Here is a 15026-nt window from a genome sequence, read left to right on the forward strand (position 1 = left end):
AGCTGCACTACCTGCCGGCCCGACACTACCTGTCCATCTGCACGCTGCCACTCCAGCCGAGACCGACGACCCACATCAGACAGCAGAACCGGGTATCCCCTGAAATGCAGGGAGGTGCCGGGCGGGGGCGAGGGGTGTGCGGGCGGCGGGTGTCCGGGGCGGGCGGTTGCGGCGCGCGGCGGAGGCTGTGGGCGGTTGCAGGCGGGGTTGCCGAGGCGGGTGGTGCGGTGGGGTGGGTCAGCGGGGTAGGACCAGGGTGTCGGTGAGGAGTTTGGCGGTTTTGCGGAGGGTGGCGGGGGACGAGGAGAGGTCGGCGGCGAGGGCGTAGGGGGTGAGGGGTTCGCCGGGGCCGACGAGGCGGTGGCGGTGGGCCAGGAGCCAGACGATGGCGCGCGGCCAGGTGGACAGGCGGGCCTTGGCTAGCAGGTCGGGAGCCTCACGGACCAGACGCTCGGCGATGTCGAAGGCGTCGGGAGCGTACGCGTTGCCGAGCGTCTCGCCGGCCATCAGCCAGGCGTGTGGGGCGAGGACGGACAGGGTGGCGGCCTGGGACTTGTCCAGGCCGTGCAGATCCGGCTGTGGCGGTGACCCCAGACCCGACAAGGCCCGGTACGCGTCCTCCAGGTCATTGGTGGTGTCGTCGAGGAAGACCCGCTCGCCCGGTTTCGAACCGACTGGGTCGACCATCGCCGCGGCCTCCAGCGCAGGCGTCCACACGTCCACCGCGTCGACCGCCTCGTCGATGGCGTCCAGCGCCAACTGGGTCCGGTCCCCCGCGAACGCCAGCCAGGCCTTGACCACCACCGGCACGGCCTCGAAGTAGGTGCTGTCGGCAAGCACCTTGCGGGGCAGCCAGTGCGCCAGGAAGAGCTCGACCAGTACGGCGCTCACCCGCAGCGGACCGCCGACGGTGTGGTCCACCGCATGGTCGATCCACAGCCGCACGATGTCCGCCGCGTCCCCGGGCAGGCCGGCGCCGTACGGCGACTCGAGGAAGTCGTCGACCAACTGATCCCGCTGCCTCGGTGACAGCAGTGGGCGGACCGGCGGCCGGATCGGGCGCTCCGGCAACTGGGTCAGCCGGTTCACCAGCAGGGCCGAGAAGAACTCGAAGTCCTCGCTGACCGGCGGATCGTCGTAGTCGTTGGTCTCGCCCAGCGCCTGCAGGATGATCCCGGCCGCGGTCGGCGGGCGGACCGACCGGATCGTCACCCGGCCACCGCGCTGGTACGCCTCCAGCACCCGGTCCACGGGCGGCCCGACGAACACGTCCTTCACGATCGCGCCGATGTTGTTGTCGATGAACACCACCACGGTGTGCGGATGGTGGTCGTCGTCGTAGTCCAGTACGACGCTCAGCCCGTCGCCGCTGATGTCCTCGGACACGATCGCGCTGGTCAGCCGGAACCCGGCGATCCGGGTCACCCACTCCGGAACCTCGGCCTCGGTGCGCAGCCGGGACAGGTGTGCCCGCTGCAGCGGCAACCGGCCGGCCGGGCCGACGGTGCGGGCCAGACTCGTCAGCAGGACAAAGGATTCGAGGTCGCGGCGCTCACCGAGCACCCGCGCGGCATCGGCCCAGAAGAACCGCTCCACCTCGCCGATCTCGTCCGGCCTGCCGGCCGGCCAGAGCTGGTCGGCGAGCATCGCCGCGGACCGCGCGACGGAGGCCTCGGCGATCACCGGGTGCAGGGCCGGCGGCGCGGCGGCCAGGTCGAGGGAGAGCGTTTCCAGCAGGGTTTCCAGCACGGCGACACTCGGCGTGGTGTCGACGTCGACACCAGCCGTGGGTCCGTGGGTCGGGCCCGGCGCCGAATCGACCAGCCGCAGGTGGCTGCGCCGTCCGTCCCGGCCTCGCGGTGACTTGGTCACGTCCGCGACATTACCGTCCGGTCCCAGTCCGCCGCAGGCCACTGCGCGCGTCCTGTGGACAACACGCTCGACACGCCGTCACGGAAACGACTGCGGCTCGTGCTTGGAGTAGCACGGGCCGCGTCGTACGTCGTACCGCCGGTCAGCCCTTCAGGGCACCCGCCATCAGGCCGCCGATGAACCAGCGGCCCAGCAGGATGTAGACCAGCAGGGTCGGGAGCGAGGTGATCAGCGCGCCCGCCATGCTGGCGGCGTAGTCGACCTTCTGCCCGCCGGCCAGCGCCGCCAGGCCCAGAGTCACCGGTCCGTTGTTCTGCTGGGTCAGGAACAGGGCGAACAGGAAGTCGTTCCAGACCGAGGTGAACTGCCAGATCAGCGTCACCACGAACCCGGAGATCGAGATCGGCAGGATGATCCGGAGGTAGGTCTGGATCAGCCCGGCACCGTCCACCCGGGCCGACTCGATGATCTCGTTCGGCACGATCGTGGCGTAGTAGTTCCGGAAGATCAGCGTGCAGATCGGGATGCCGTAGATGCAGTGCGCGATGATCAGCGTCGGCACGCCCCGGGTGACGTCCAGTTCGGTGAACGTCGTCCGCAGCGGCAGCATGATCGCCTGGTAGGGGATGAACATCCCGAACAGGATGAACGCGAACACGATGTTCGCCCCCGGGAACCGCCAGCGCGCCAGCACGAACCCGTTCACGGACCCGATCATCGAGGAGATGATCGCGGCCGGGATCGCCAGTGACAGCGATCGGATCATGTACGGCTGCAGCACGTCCCAGGCCTTGCGCCACGGCTCCAGCGTCCAGGTCGTCGGCAACGACCACTGCGCAGCGGCGGTGGTGTCGGCGGACGTCTTGAAGCTGCCGATCACCACGACGTACACCGGGGTCAGCACGAACAGCAGGAAGAGCAGCAGCAGGAGGTACCGAACGGTCCGGCTGCGCCGGGTCGATCCGTCCGAGATCATCCCGTGTTTCTGCGGCTTCCGGCTGATCGCCGCGGCGGCCTGGCCGGTCGCGGCCTCTACGGCGGTCATTCCTCACTCTCCTGCCGGACGGTGTACGCGACGTACGGGATGACGAGTACGGCGACCACCGCGAGCATCACGATCGCGATCGCGGCCGCCTTGGCCTGGTCACTGCGCAACAAGGTGTTCCACATGTAGATCGAGGGCACCTCGGTGCGGAACTGGTTCGGCCCGGTGATCGCGTAGATCAGGTCGAACAGCTTCAGCGACATGTGGCCGAGGATGATCAGCGCCGACAGGGCGATCGGCGACAGCTGCGGGAACAGCACGTGCCGGTACAGCTTGAACTCCGACGCGCCGTCGACCCGGGCCGCCTCGCGCAGCTCCGGCGGGATCCCCCGGAAGCCGGCCAGGAACAGGGCCATGATGTACCCGGACAGCTGCCACACCGCGGGCAGGGCGATGGCCATCATCGTGGTCCACCGGCTACCCGCGGTCCACCACGGATTCTCCAGGAAGTTCAGATGGAGAATCGAGAACAGCCGGTTCAGCCCGCGTGCGTCGTCACCCTGGGACGGGTTCAGCAACCAGCCCCAGACGACGCCCGAGGCGATCATCGAGATCGCCATCGGGAACAGGTAGATGGACCGGAAGACCGACTCGCCGGGGACGCCCTTCTCCAGCAGGAGCGCCCAGAGCACGCCGAAGATCAGCGTGCCCACGATGAACGCCACCGTGAGCACGCCGAGGTTCTTCAGTGAGTTGAGGAACCGGTCCTCGCTGAACAGGTTCGTGTAGTTCTCGAACCCGACATAGTTGACCGGGCCCTTGCGGGCCGTGTGCCGGTCGGTCAGCGAGGTGTTGAATGTCCAGGCGATCAGCCCGTAGACGAAGTACCCGAGCAGCAGCACGGTCGGCAAGAGCACCAGGGCGCCAGGACCCCAGGTGCGGATTCTTCCGTGCATGCTCAGTCCTCCGGCCCGCGACCGGTCCGCAACTCGATCCGCATCAGTTCGTCTTCATCGCGGCGCCGATGGCGGACTGCAGCTTGGCGACGTCCGGACTGCCGCTGAACTGGCTGAGTGCGGACAGGATGTCGTTGTTCTGACCCAGCGTGCAGGCTGCACCGTGGGCGCAGGACGGGACGATCGTGTCCTTCTTCCAGTCCGCCATCGCCGTCTGCTGGTACTTCGGGTAGTCCGCCGGCGTTGCGTCCGAGCGGGCCGGGATCGAGCCCTTCTTGGTGTTGAACGCCTTCTGGCCCTCGGCCGAACCGACGGTCTTCAGCCAGCACTTCGCGCCGTCGGGGTCCGCACCGTTGGTCGGCAGCGTGAACGAGTCCGCCAGGAACTGGAAGGTGCCCGCGGTCCCCGGAGCCGGCCAGTAGGTGTACGCCGAGTCCGGAACCTTGTCGGCCAGCTGCTGCGCGGCGACCCAGTCACCCATCAGCGTGTAGCCGGCCTGGCCCTTGTTCACGTACCCCAGCGCGTCCGGCCAGTCGATCGCCTCGCGGTCCGCGTTGGTGTAGGTCAGCAGCTTCTTGTACTTGTCCAGTGCCGCGGTCACGTCCGCACCGGCCCAGTCGGTCTTGCCGTCCCACAGACCCTTGAACTTGTCCGCTCCGAGGTCCGCCAGCAGCACGGCCTCGACCAGCATCTCCTGCGCGAAGCCCTTGGAGATCGCCAGCGGCGCCTTGACACCCGCGGCCTTCAGCTTGTCCATGTCCGCGATCCACGCGTCCACGCTGGCCGGCGCGGTGGCACCATCGATGCTGGCCTTCTTCAGCACCGCCGGGTTGGCCCAGACCACGTTGGCGCGGTGGACGTTGGCCGGAATCGAGTAGATCTTGCCGTCGACGGTCAGGTTGTCGATCAGGTTCTGCGGGAAGGCCTTGTCCAGCCCGTAGTCCTTGTACAACTGGCTGACGTCGTCGACCTGCCCGGCGTTGATGTAGTCCTTCAACTCCGCACCGGCGTGCGCCTGGAACGTCGACGGCGGCTTGCCCGCCTGCAGGTCGTTGGCCAGCACCTGCTTGGCGTTCGACCCGGCGCCGCCGGCGACCGCCGAGTTGACGAACTTGAAGTCCTTGCAGTCGGTGTTGAACACCGAGACCATGCCGTCCAGGCCGGCCTTCTCTCCGCCATCTGCCCACCAGGTGAAGACGGTCACGTCCTTGCTGGCCGCCGAGTCTCCCCCGCCGCCACCGTCGTCGCTGTTCCCGCAGGCGCTGACCGCGAGAAGACCCGCCGCACTCAGCACCGCGAGGGTCTTGCTCAGACCACGCATGTTCACTCTCCGATCACTTGGGTGGAGCCGCCTGTGACAACGATGCCCCCTTGACGGCCCAACTCTGGGCACGCGGCCTGCCGAGTGTCAACGCTCCGCGCAGGCGCGTTGCGCAGCCGTGACCCCGCGCGCCGCACGAGTGTGAGAGCGCGCACATCCGGTGCCCGATCAGGCACCATGAACAGTCGCGTTGCGCGAAACTTTCCTACGGACGCAGCAGAACCTTGATCGCCCGCCGCTCGTGCATGGCTTTGTAGCCCTCGGCCACTTCCGCCAGCGGCAGCTCGAGGTCGAAGACCTTGCCCGGGTCGATCTCGCCCGCCAGTACGTCGGCCAGCAGATCCGGCAGGTACGCCCGCACCGGCGAGGCTCCGCCGGCCAGGCCGATGTTGCGCCGGAACATCAGGCCGATCGGCGCCTCCATACCGTGCGGCACCCCGACGAACCCGACCATCGCCCCGGCCCGCGCGACGTCGAACGCGGTCGTCATCGCCTGCCCGGTCCCGACACACTCCAGCACCGCGTCCGCACCCACCCCGTTGGTCAGTTCGAGTACGGCGTCCCGCGCCGCGTCCCCGCGTTCGGAAATGATGTCCGTGGCACCGAATTCCACGGCAAGCTTCTGACGCGGCTCGTGCCGTGACAAGGCCACCACACGCTCGGCCCCCATCCGCTTGGCCGCGAGTACGCCGCACAGTCCGACGGCGCCGTCACCGACCACGACGACCGTGTCGCCGGCCTTCACGCGCGCAGCGCGGGCGGCGTGCCAGCCCGTGCCCATCACGTCGGACAGCGCGAGCAGCGACGGGACCATTGAGTCGTCCGGCGGCTCGGGGGTTGCCACCAGCGTGCCGTCGGCGTACGGGAGCTTGACGTACTCACCCTGGCCGCCGTCGGCCTGGTCGGTGCCGTAGCCGACCCGGTTCTGGCAGGCGGTCTGGTACCCGGCCTGGCAGTTCGGGCAGGTGCCGTCGCTCACCACGAACGGCGTGATCACGAAGTCGCCGGGCTTGACCGTGCGCACCTCGGCGCCGACCTCCTCGACGATCCCGACGAACTCGTGCCCGATCCGCCGCGGCGCCGGCACCGGGCTCTCCCCGCGGTACGGCCAGAGGTCGGACCCACAGATGCACGAGGCAACAATTTTCACCAGAGCATCGCCCGGCCCGTCGATCTTCGGATCCGGGACCTCTTCCAGCCTGATGTCGAACGGGGCATGAAGCATCGTGGCACGCATACCGCTCAGCCTAAACCTGGTGTGCTGTACCGGCCGCGGCGGTGGACCAAGGGTGGGATCTCGTCGGCGGCCAGTTCCACGTGGGCGATCTCCAGCTGGACCTGGAGCGCCCAGCCGACCTCGGGCGGGTCGGGCGTGACCAGGGTGCAGCCGGCCCAGGTGGAGACACCGACCGGAGCCGGGCCCCAGGCGGTGTCCGTCCAGTCGATCATCCGGAACGGACCGCCGGGGGCCGGCGCGACATAGCCGAACGCGTCGGCGAGCTGCTGGTGCGGTGCGCCGAGAAGAGCGACCACTGCGGTCCTTGCCTGACGCAACGTTTCCCAGAGATCCGACTCGGCGTCGATCAACCCGATCACGTAGCCCGGATCACCGTCGGCGACCAGCATGGACGACACCGTGAGCCCCGCGCGTTTCCCGTCGTACGCGCTGGTCCACAGCCCGACCGGCGACGGCAGCCGCCCGCGCAGCCGGCGGACCGGACTGCGCTCGGACTCAGGCGGCAAGAACGGGTGATCGCCGTGGATCGTCATACCCGCACGGTACTTACGGCGCGGTCACGCGGGACGGCAGGGTGAAGCGGTCGATGGGCTGGATGAGCAGGCCGTGGGCGCCGCGGATCGTGTCGGGCCGTCCGTCCGCGTCGAAGGTGAATCTGTACCGCTGCCGGTAGGTGCCGGCGCCGGAGTCGTCGGTCACGAGCAGCGTGTCGCCGTCGGCCTCCAGCACGATCGGCCTGTCCGCCGGATTGCCCTGGGCCGGATCGAGGGCATAGAGCCGGCCGCCGAGCAGGACGATGTCGCTGACGCCCCACACGTTGGCGTACCGACCGGTGAAGCGGGCCAGATCGGCCGGGTCGGCCGGACGATCCTTCGACTCGGCCAGATCGAGCAGGCGGAAGAATCCCTCGGCCAATTGCCCGGCGGGACCGTCGATCGAGTTCGTCAGTACGGAGACCGCGATCCCGGCGGACCCGTCGACCATGGACCGGGTGATGTGCCCCGGGTAGCCGCCACCGTGCCCGAACAGCTGCCGGTCGCCGGTCTTCGCGATGTCCAGACCCAGCCCGTAGCGCGGCCAGTCGTCCCGCGTCGTCTGCCACAGCGGGTGCTGCATCTCGCGCTTCGACTTGTCCGTCAGCAGCCGGTCGTCACCGGGCAGGTGCGCGGAGAAGTAGGTCACCAGATCGCGGGCGTTGCCGAAGAAACCGGCCGCCGCGGCCAGCGCGCGGGTGTCGACGTGCTCGATCGGGACCCGCTCCGGCGCGTACGACAGTGCGCTGTAGCCCGCGGCGTACTCCGTCAACCGGGCCGGATCCAGCTCCGGACCGAGCGCGGACAGGCCGAGCTTGTCCACGATCGCGGTCCGGACATACGAGGTGTACGACGTACCCGCCGCGGCCTCGACGACCAGACCGAGCAGGCCGTAGCCGAGGTTGGTGTACATGAAGCGCTCGTTCTCCCGCAGCACGGCCGTGGACTCCTGCCGCAGGACCGCCAGCAGCTGGTCGCGGTCCGGAAAGGTCGTGTCCAGCTGCCACCAATCGGCTTCGTCGCTGTCTCGGGTGATCCCGCCGGCGTGCGCGAGCATCTCGCGGACGGTCCGCTCACCCAGCGGCGCGCCGACGAGCTCGGTGACGTACTGGGACACCTTGTCGTCCAGCCGCAGCCGCCCCTGCTCGACCAGCTGGAACACGGCCGTCGCGGTGAACGTCTTCGAGTGCGACGCGATCCGGAACAGGTGCTGTTCGGTCAGCGGTACGTCGTCCTCCACGTCCGCCATCCCGTACGCCGCCGAGAAGGCGATGCCGTTCCCGGCGTACACCGCGGCCTGGACCCCGGGCACCCGGAGGAAGCGTTGGTTGAACGCGAGCCAGGTGTCGTAGTAGGCGAGTACTTCGCGCAGGTTCTCGGAATCCGAAGCGTCAGACATGACGCCTAGATTGAATCACGCGGAAGCGACTCGCAACGTAGGCGCCGTCGGTGTAGGTCGCGTTGGCGGCCGGATTCGCGCCGGTGCCGTGGAAATCGCTGAAAGCAGCCGATTGATTGACGAACACCTGGCCGGTCAGGTTCTCCGACAGCGCGACCCCGGCGTCGAGCGCGGCGTCGCGGGCCTGCTCGAGGACGCCGGCGTCGGTCGAGTAGATCCCGGCGGTCATCGCGCCGCCCTCGGTGACGGTCGACCGGAACAGGTCGATCGACTCCTCGGTGTCCGCGGTCCGCACCAGGAACGACACCGGCCCGAAGCACTCGTGCCCGTACACCTCGTCGTCCTTGGCGTCGATCGCGACCAGCAGCGGCGTACGCACCACCGCGTCCGGGAAGGACGGGTGCTGGATCGCACGGGACTCCAGCACGACCTCGCCGTACTCCGGGGCGAGCTCGAGCCGGCTGATCACGGCCTGGTTCACGATCCCGCCGAGGATCTCCACCGCGCGGGCGTCGTCACCGAGCAGCTTGCCCATCGCGCCGGCGATGCCCGCACCGACCTCGTCGAAGGACTTGTGCCCCTCGTCGGTCTCGATCCCACCGGCCGGGACGAAGATGTTCTGGGTGGTGGTGCACATCTGGCCCGAGTACAGCGACAGCGTGAAAGCGAGGTTCCCGCAGAGCGCCTTGAACGCGTCGGTGGAGTCGATGACGACCGCGTTGACGCCGGCCTTCTCGGTGAAGACGGTCGCCTGGGTCGCGTTCTGCTCCAGCCACTCACCGAACTCCGTGCCGCCGGTGAAGTCGATCAGCTTGACCTCGGGCCGCTGGGCCAGCGGCTTGGCCAGGCCGTCACCGGCGCGCTCCACGGCCAGGGTGACCAGGTTCGGGTCGAAGCCGGCCTCGGCGAGCACCTCGCGGCAGACCTCGACGGTGATCGCGAGCGGCAGGACCGCGAGCGGGTGCGGCTTCACCACGACGGCGTTGCCGGTGACCAGCGACGCGAACAAGCCGGGCCACGAGTTCCAGGTCGGGAACGTGTTGCAGCCGATCACCAGCGCGACACCGCGGCCGGTGACGGTGAACGTCTTCTCCATCCGGATCGGATTGCCCTTGGCCGGCTTCTCCCAGGTGGCCTCGGCCGGGTACCGATTCATCTCCTCGTAGGCGTACGCGACCGCCTCCAGCGCCCGGTCCAGCGCATGCGCGCCGCCGGCCTGGAACGCCATCACGAACGCCTGCCCGCTGGAGTGCTGGACCGCGTTGGCCAGCTCGAACACCCGCTGGTGCAGCCGGGTGAGGATCTCCAGCGTGACCCCGGTCCGGGCGTCGATCCCGGCCTTGCGCCAGTCGGAGATGCCCTGCTGAGCCGCCGCCATCAGCTCGTCCAGCCCATCCTCGACCGTCCGCGGGTAGGCGACGTCCATGGTGATCCCGAACGGCGACTGCTCGGTGATGACCGTGCCCCGCGACCCTGGGGTGTCCAGGGCGTACGTCGTACTCAGATGGGCCTCGAAGGCGGCCTTGCCGTCGGCAGCCGCCGTCTCGCCGTACACCCGGGGACTGGGAGACTCCGGGAACGCGGAGTGATAGCCGCGGCCGCGGATGGCCGCGATGGCGGCGTCCAAGCGTTCGCGGTGGGTGGCGAGCCGATCGGTACCGATGGTGGTCATGGCTGCGATGTTACAGTCAACGGCACAATCAGAGATAGGTTGTCACAACAGTAGTTCTCGATGGGGCGAATCCATGGGTGACGAGCTGGCGGCCCGAGTGGCCGCGGCGATGTGGGCGGAGGACACCGCCAGCGCCGGCCTCGGCATGCGGCTGGTCGACGTCGGCGAGGGCACGGCCCGGCTCGAGATGCCGGTGCGGGAGGACATGGTCAACGGGCACGGGATCGCGCATGGTGGATTCGTGTTCAGCCTGGCCGACTCCGCGTTCGCGTTCGCCTGCAACTCGCGCAACCAGGTGACCGTGGCGCAGGCCTGCGACATCGTCTTCGTCGCCCCGGCCCGGCGCGGGGACCTGCTGGTCGCCGAGGCCCACGAGCGAACCGCCTTCGGCCGGAACGCGATCTACGACGTGACGGTCCGGCGCGGCGACGAGGTGATCGCCGAGTTCCGCGGCCGCAGCCGGCAGTTGTCCGGCACGATCCTGGCCCCGGAGGAGGAGTCATGACCCGTGCGGCGTTCCTGGTCGACGGCGTGCGTACGCCGATCGGACGGTACGGCGGTGCGCTCGCGACTGTCCGGCCGGACGATCTGGCCGCGCGTGCGGTGTCCGCGTTGCTGGCCCGGCACAGCTCGCTCGATCCATCGCTGATCGACGACGTGATCCTCGGCTGCGCGAACCAGGCCGGCGAGGACAACCGCAACGTGGCCCGGATGGCGGTGCTGCTGTCCGGTCTGCCGGTCGAGGTTCCGGGGTCGACGATCAACCGGCTGTGCGGCTCCGGTCTGGACGCGGTCGCCTCGGCCGCGCGGTCGATCGTTGCTGGCGACAACGAGATCGTGATCGCCGGCGGGGTCGAGTCGATGTCGCGGGCGCCGTTCGTGATGCCGAAGGCCACGACCGCGTTCTCCCGGCAGGCGGAGATCTTCGACACCACGATCGGCTGGCGGTTCGTGAACCCGGTACTGCAGGCGCAGTACGGGATCGACGCGATGCCCGAGACCGCGGAGAACGTGGCCGCGGAGTTCGACGTCTCTCGCGAGGACCAGGATCTGTTCGCGCTGCGCAGCCAGCAACGGGCCGCGAAGGCCCAGGCGAACGGGCGGCTGGCCGAGGAGATCGTCCCGGTCGAGGTTCACGGCAAGCGGGGTGCGGTGACGGTCGTCGATACCGACGAGCACCCGCGAGAGACCTCCCTGGAGGCGCTGGCCGGGTTGAAGACTCCGTTCCGCTCGCCGGGGACGGTCACCGCCGGCAACGCGTCCGGAGTGAACGACGGCGCGGCCGCGTTGCTGATGATGAGCGGCGAGGCGGTGTCGCGGCTCGGCGTGACACCTCTGGCCCGGATCGCCGGTACGGCGGCCGCCGGGGTGCCGCCGCGGATCATGGGCATCGGCCCGGCGCCCGCCACCCGCAAACTGCTCGCCCGCACCGGCGTCGCGCTGTCCGACATCGGCGCGATCGAACTGAACGAGGCGTTCGCCTCCCAGTCGTTGGCCGTACTGCGTGAGCTCGGCCTCCCCGACGACGCGGAACATGTCAACCCGAACGGCGGCGCTATCGCCCTCGGTCACCCGCTGGGGATGTCCGGCGCCCGCCTCGCTCTCACCGCCGCCTTGGAGCTTCGCCACCGCGAGGCCGGGTACGCGCTCGCAACCATGTGCATCGGAGTGGGTCAGGGCATCGCGACCCTGCTCGCCCGTCCCTGATCGGTAGGTGGTGTGATGCTCGGCGATCCCTGTCCCGATGACCTGCGTGACGACGGCGAACGGCTGTCCGTCGACGAACTCCGGTCCCGTCAGCTGTCGTTGCTGCAGACAACGATCAGGACGACGTACGAGAACGTCCCGCATTATCGGGCCGCGCTGGACTCGGTCGGCTTCGCGCCGGGCGATCTGAAATCGCTCGAGGACCTGAGCCGGTTGCCGTTCACGGCCAAGGCGGATCTGCGCGACAACTATCCGTTCGGGATGTTCGCCGTACCGCGGTCCGACGTGGTGCGGGTGCATGCCTCGTCGGGTACGACGGGACGGCCGACCGTGGTCGGGTACACGCGGCGGGATGTGGATACGTGGGCGGACCTGATGGCGCGGTCGATCCGGGCGGCCGGTGGGCGTGCGGGCGATGTGTGCCATGTTGCCTACGGCTACGGTCTGTTCACCGGCGGTCTCGGGGCCCACTACGGTGCCGAGCGGTTGGGGTGCACCGTCGTACCGGTGTCCGGCGGAATGACCGAACGGCAGGTCGACCTGATCCGTGACTTCGGTGCCCGGATCATCATGGTCACCCCGTCGTACTTCCTCGCCATCGTGGACGAACTCGAGGCGCGTGGCCTGGATCCGCGCGACACCTCGCTGCGGATCGGCATCTTCGGCGCCGAACCGTGGACCGAACAGATGCGCACCGAGGTCGAGCAGCGGACCGGGATGCACGCGGTCGACATCTACGGCCTGTCCGAGGTGATGGGTCCGGGTGTCGCGCAGGAATGTGTCGAGACCAAGGACGGCCTGCACATCTGGGAGGACCACTTCTACCCGGAGATCATCGACCCGGTGACCGGCGAGGTACTGCCGGACGGCGAGATCGGCGAACTGGTCTTCACCACGCTGACCAAGGAAGCCTTTCCGGTACTGCGTTATCGCACGCGGGACCTGACCCGGCTGCTCCCGGGGACGGCACGGCCGGGGATGCGGCGGATGGAGAAGATCACCGGCCGTACCGACGACATGATGATCGTCCGCGGCGTCAACGTGTTCCCCACCCAGATCGAGGAACAGATCCTGCTGGTCGAGGGCCTGACCCCGCACTACCTCTGCGTCCTCACCCGCCCCGGCCGCCTCGACGAACTCACCGTCCAGGTCGAAGCAGCCCCCGGCCTCACCGACCCCACCACCGCCGGCGCTCAGCTCGCCCGCCGCATCAAAGACCGGGTAGGCGTCACCGCCACCGTCGAGGTCCTCGCCCCTCACGCCCTGGAACGCTCCCTCGGCAAAGCCAAGCGGATCAAGGACAACCGCTAGGAGTACCTGAGGACCGTCAGAGGAGTACGTCGGCCTGGGATCGTGGGTGGCCGGCCTTGCGGAAGGCGGGTGGGCGGATGTGGGGGCGGACGAGGGCCTCGACCTCGAGCTCCTCGAGGTTGAACTTGGCGGCGATCTCGCGGTACGTCGCCCCGGTGCGGACCCGATCGATGACGTCCTCGACGCGGACCCCGGAGCCCTCGACGAGGGGCTGGCCGCCGGCTCGTTCAGGATCCACGACGACATCCACATCGTGATAGATGACGAGGCGCAGCGTTCCGGCGTATCCGTCGTCGGCCCAGCCGATCGCGGCCGATCCCCGGCGTAGGACGCCGGGCAGACCGCCCTGGCTGTCGCGGATGCGTTCCCAGCCCTGTTCGCGGCCCTCGGCGGCGATCTCGACGAGCAGATCGCGGCCGTCGTGCGCCAGCCCGGACCACGCCAGCGGGTAGTGCCGCCCAGCGCGGGACCGCAGCGCGATCGCCGCTTCACCGATCGCCTGCAGCGACAACCCGGCGCACCTGAGCTGTCGCAGCATGTGTGTCTCGACCAGCCCTGCGAAGGTGATCGTCGGCTCCCCGCGTCCACCGCTGCCCGCCTCCAGCGCCCCCGACCGCAGCCAGTCCCCGAGCGTCGTCGCGGGCAACCCGAGTTGGAGCGCCACCTCGGCACGTGTGTACAGCGGCAGGTCGAACCGTGGATCCACGTCTCACCTCTTCGCGCGGTGCGGGCGCCGTCAAGCACCAGAGTGCCAGAAACCGGGTTTCCGGCCGGGATCCCGGCTGTGTATCGTGCTGCCTGCCGGAGGGATCGGCATCCCCCGGCGGCGGAGAGGAGGTGAGCGCGATGTCGAGTTCGACCGTCGTGCTGCCCGTCCGCCGTACCCGCGGCTGAGACCGGGCGGCTCCATTTCAGTACAGGAGCTTTCAATGACCGAAGTACAGCGTCCGCCGCTGACCGCCGACGAGCGCGTCCAGCTGACCGGATGGCTCGACCTGCAACGTTCCTTCGTCCGGATGAAGTGCCAGGGACTCAGCGAAGAAGATGCCCACCGCAAGCTTCTGCCGAGGTCGCCGCTCATGACGATGGCCGGCCTGGTCGCACATCTGCGCTGGAACGAGTACTCGTGGTTCCAGCTCGCCCTGGCCGGCGTCGCCGACACCGGCCAGACCCCATGGACGGAAGGCGGTCACCCCGACGCCGAGATGTTCGTCGACGACGTACCCATCGCCCAACAGCTGGACGAGTACGACGCCGAGTGCGCGCGATCCAACGAGACCATCGCCGCCCACTCGCTCGATGCGCTCGAGCAAGGCCCGTACGCCGCGAAGGGGGACGCGGCGTCCTTGCGCTACATCCTCTGCCACATGATCGAGGAGACCGCGCGCCATGTCGGCCACCTCGACATCATCCGGGAGCTCCTCGACGGCACCACCGGCTACACCCGTCCGAACGAGGACCCGGCATGAGGCCGCCACTGACAGCGGACGAACGGACCCAGCTGACCGGCTGGCTCGATCATCTGCGCTCGCTGGTGCGAGTGAAGTGCGAGGGTCTGAGCGAGGCCGACGCACATCGCAGCCTGCTGCCCACCTCGCCGCTCACGACCGTCGCCGGGCTGGTCTCGCACCTGCGCTGGGTCGAGTACTCCTGGTTCACCGAGAACCTCCTCGGTACGCCGGACGAGGGGCAGACCCCCTTCACCGAGGGCGGACATCCCGACGCCGAGATGTTCGTCGACGACGTACCACTCGCCCAACTGCTCGACGAGTACGACGCCGAATGCGCCCGATCGAACGAGATCGTCGCCGGCTTCGACCTGGGTGACGTCGAACGAGCCGTGGTCCGCGACACCGGGCACGCATCGGTGCGGTACATCCTCTGCCACATGATCGAGGAGACCGCCCGTCACCTCGGGCACCTGGACATCATCCGCGAACTGCTGGACGGCACCACCGGGTACGAGAAGCTGAACTGATCCGAAGACCCGGGGTGGGTGGTCTTCACGCGATGACCACCCACCTCGGTAACCC

Annotated in this window: 14 protein-coding genes; 5 read left to right on the top strand and 9 right to left on the bottom strand. The window is 68.9% G+C overall.

Annotation, left to right across the window (positions count from 1 at the left end; all coding sequences use genetic code 11):
• Window positions 1–237: 237 nt before the first annotated feature.
• From ACIBG5_RS39280 to paaN, 8 genes are all read right to left on the bottom strand, one after another.
• Window positions 238–1872 (bottom strand): hypothetical protein, encoded by a 1635-nt coding sequence (locus ACIBG5_RS39280; RefSeq protein WP_396397002.1) that lies wholly within the window; start codon window positions 1870–1872, stop codon window positions 238–240.
• Window positions 1873–2014: 142 nt separating this feature from the next.
• On the bottom strand, window positions 2015–2848 hold the full coding sequence (locus ACIBG5_RS39285) for a carbohydrate ABC transporter permease (RefSeq protein WP_396397175.1): 834 nt from the start codon (window positions 2846–2848) through the stop codon (window positions 2015–2017).
• Window positions 2849–2913: 65 nt separating this feature from the next.
• Window positions 2914–3813 (bottom strand): carbohydrate ABC transporter permease, encoded by a 900-nt coding sequence (locus ACIBG5_RS39290; RefSeq protein WP_396397004.1) that lies wholly within the window; start codon window positions 3811–3813, stop codon window positions 2914–2916.
• Between the two features lie 43 nt (window positions 3814–3856).
• Window positions 3857–5134, bottom strand: a complete 1278-nt coding sequence (locus tag ACIBG5_RS39295; RefSeq protein ID WP_396397005.1) for an ABC transporter substrate-binding protein — start codon at window positions 5132–5134, stop codon at window positions 3857–3859.
• Window positions 5135–5339: 205 nt separating this feature from the next.
• Complete coding sequence (locus tag ACIBG5_RS39300; protein ID WP_396397007.1) at window positions 5340–6371, bottom strand: zinc-dependent alcohol dehydrogenase family protein; 1032 nt, start codon at window positions 6369–6371, stop codon at window positions 5340–5342.
• A 5-nt stretch (window positions 6372–6376) separates the two neighbouring features.
• Window positions 6377–6904 (bottom strand): flavin reductase family protein, encoded by a 528-nt coding sequence (locus ACIBG5_RS39305; protein WP_396397008.1) that lies wholly within the window; start codon window positions 6902–6904, stop codon window positions 6377–6379.
• A gap of 13 nt (window positions 6905–6917) precedes the next feature.
• On the bottom strand, window positions 6918–8303 hold the full coding sequence (locus ACIBG5_RS39310) for a serine hydrolase (RefSeq protein ID WP_396397009.1): 1386 nt from the start codon (window positions 8301–8303) through the stop codon (window positions 6918–6920).
• Window positions 8296–9975: a phenylacetic acid degradation protein PaaN gene (gene paaN / locus ACIBG5_RS39315; RefSeq protein WP_396397010.1), complete on the bottom strand. Its 1680-nt coding sequence runs from the start codon at window positions 9973–9975 to the stop codon at window positions 8296–8298. The genes ACIBG5_RS39310 and paaN overlap by 8 nt, the downstream gene beginning before the upstream one ends.
• Before the next feature lie 73 nt (window positions 9976–10048).
• Between paaN and paaI the strand changes: the two genes are divergently transcribed.
• Genes paaI through paaK form a run of 3 tightly spaced genes read left to right on the top strand, consistent with a single transcriptional unit; the run spans window position 10049 to window position 12993 of the window.
• The gene (paaI, locus tag ACIBG5_RS39320) at window positions 10049–10480 is read left to right on the top strand and encodes a hydroxyphenylacetyl-CoA thioesterase PaaI (protein WP_360455386.1); all 432 of its coding nucleotides are present in this window, start codon (window positions 10049–10051) and stop codon (window positions 10478–10480) included.
• On the top strand, window positions 10477–11682 hold the full coding sequence (gene pcaF, locus ACIBG5_RS39325; protein WP_396397013.1) for a 3-oxoadipyl-CoA thiolase: 1206 nt from the start codon (window positions 10477–10479) through the stop codon (window positions 11680–11682). Before paaI ends, pcaF begins: the two co-directional genes overlap by 4 nt.
• A 15-nt stretch (window positions 11683–11697) precedes the next feature.
• On the top strand, window positions 11698–12993 hold the full coding sequence (paaK, locus tag ACIBG5_RS39330) for a phenylacetate--CoA ligase PaaK (protein ID WP_396397015.1): 1296 nt from the start codon (window positions 11698–11700) through the stop codon (window positions 12991–12993).
• A gap of 16 nt (window positions 12994–13009) precedes the next feature.
• Here paaK and ACIBG5_RS39335 read toward each other — a convergent pair whose 3' ends face one another.
• Window positions 13010–13699: a DUF433 domain-containing protein gene (locus ACIBG5_RS39335; protein WP_396397016.1), complete on the bottom strand. Its 690-nt coding sequence runs from the start codon at window positions 13697–13699 to the stop codon at window positions 13010–13012.
• A 223-nt stretch (window positions 13700–13922) separates the two neighbouring features.
• Between ACIBG5_RS39335 and ACIBG5_RS39340 the strand changes: the two genes are divergently transcribed.
• Window positions 13923–14462 carry a DinB family protein gene (locus ACIBG5_RS39340; protein ID WP_396397018.1) on the top strand — a complete coding sequence of 180 codons (540 nt, stop codon included), beginning with the start codon at window positions 13923–13925 and terminating at the stop codon, window positions 14460–14462.
• A complete protein-coding gene (locus ACIBG5_RS39345; RefSeq protein ID WP_396397019.1) occupies window positions 14459–14971 on the top strand; it encodes a DinB family protein in 513 nt (170 codons plus the stop codon). Before ACIBG5_RS39340 ends, ACIBG5_RS39345 begins: the two co-directional genes overlap by 4 nt.
• Window positions 14972–15026 lie beyond the last annotated feature (55 nt).

It is taken from the genome of Kribbella sp. NPDC050241, assembly GCF_044459685.1.
GTDB lineage: Bacteria > Actinomycetota > Actinomycetes > Propionibacteriales > Kribbellaceae > Kribbella.

Bases quoted from the DNA above. Each gene is read 5' to 3' on its own strand.
- paaN (WP_396397010.1), bottom strand. From the start codon at position 9,975: ATGACCACCATCGGTACCGATCGGCTCGCCACCCACCGCGAACGCTTG.
- ACIBG5_RS39300 (WP_396397007.1), bottom strand. From the start codon at position 6,371: ATGCGTGCCACGATGCTTCATGCCCCGTTCGACATCAGGCTGGAAGAG.
- ACIBG5_RS39310 (WP_396397009.1), bottom strand. From the start codon at position 8,303: ATGTCTGACGCTTCGGATTCCGAGAACCTGCGCGAAGTACTCGCCTAC.
- ACIBG5_RS39285 (WP_396397175.1), bottom strand. From the start codon at position 2,848: ATGATCTCGGACGGATCGACCCGGCGCAGCCGGACCGTTCGGTACCTC.
- ACIBG5_RS39295 (WP_396397005.1), bottom strand. From the start codon at position 5,134: ATGCGTGGTCTGAGCAAGACCCTCGCGGTGCTGAGTGCGGCGGGTCTT.
- ACIBG5_RS39290 (WP_396397004.1), bottom strand. From the start codon at position 3,813: ATGCACGGAAGAATCCGCACCTGGGGTCCTGGCGCCCTGGTGCTCTTG.
- paaI (WP_360455386.1), top strand. From the start codon at position 10,049: ATGGGTGACGAGCTGGCGGCCCGAGTGGCCGCGGCGATGTGGGCGGAG.
- pcaF (WP_396397013.1), top strand. From the start codon at position 10,477: ATGACCCGTGCGGCGTTCCTGGTCGACGGCGTGCGTACGCCGATCGGA.
- ACIBG5_RS39305 (WP_396397008.1), bottom strand. From the start codon at position 6,904: ATGACGATCCACGGCGATCACCCGTTCTTGCCGCCTGAGTCCGAGCGC.
- ACIBG5_RS39345 (WP_396397019.1), top strand. From the start codon at position 14,459: ATGAGGCCGCCACTGACAGCGGACGAACGGACCCAGCTGACCGGCTGG.
- paaK (WP_396397015.1), top strand. From the start codon at position 11,698: ATGCTCGGCGATCCCTGTCCCGATGACCTGCGTGACGACGGCGAACGG.
- ACIBG5_RS39340 (WP_396397018.1), top strand. From the start codon at position 13,923: ATGACCGAAGTACAGCGTCCGCCGCTGACCGCCGACGAGCGCGTCCAG.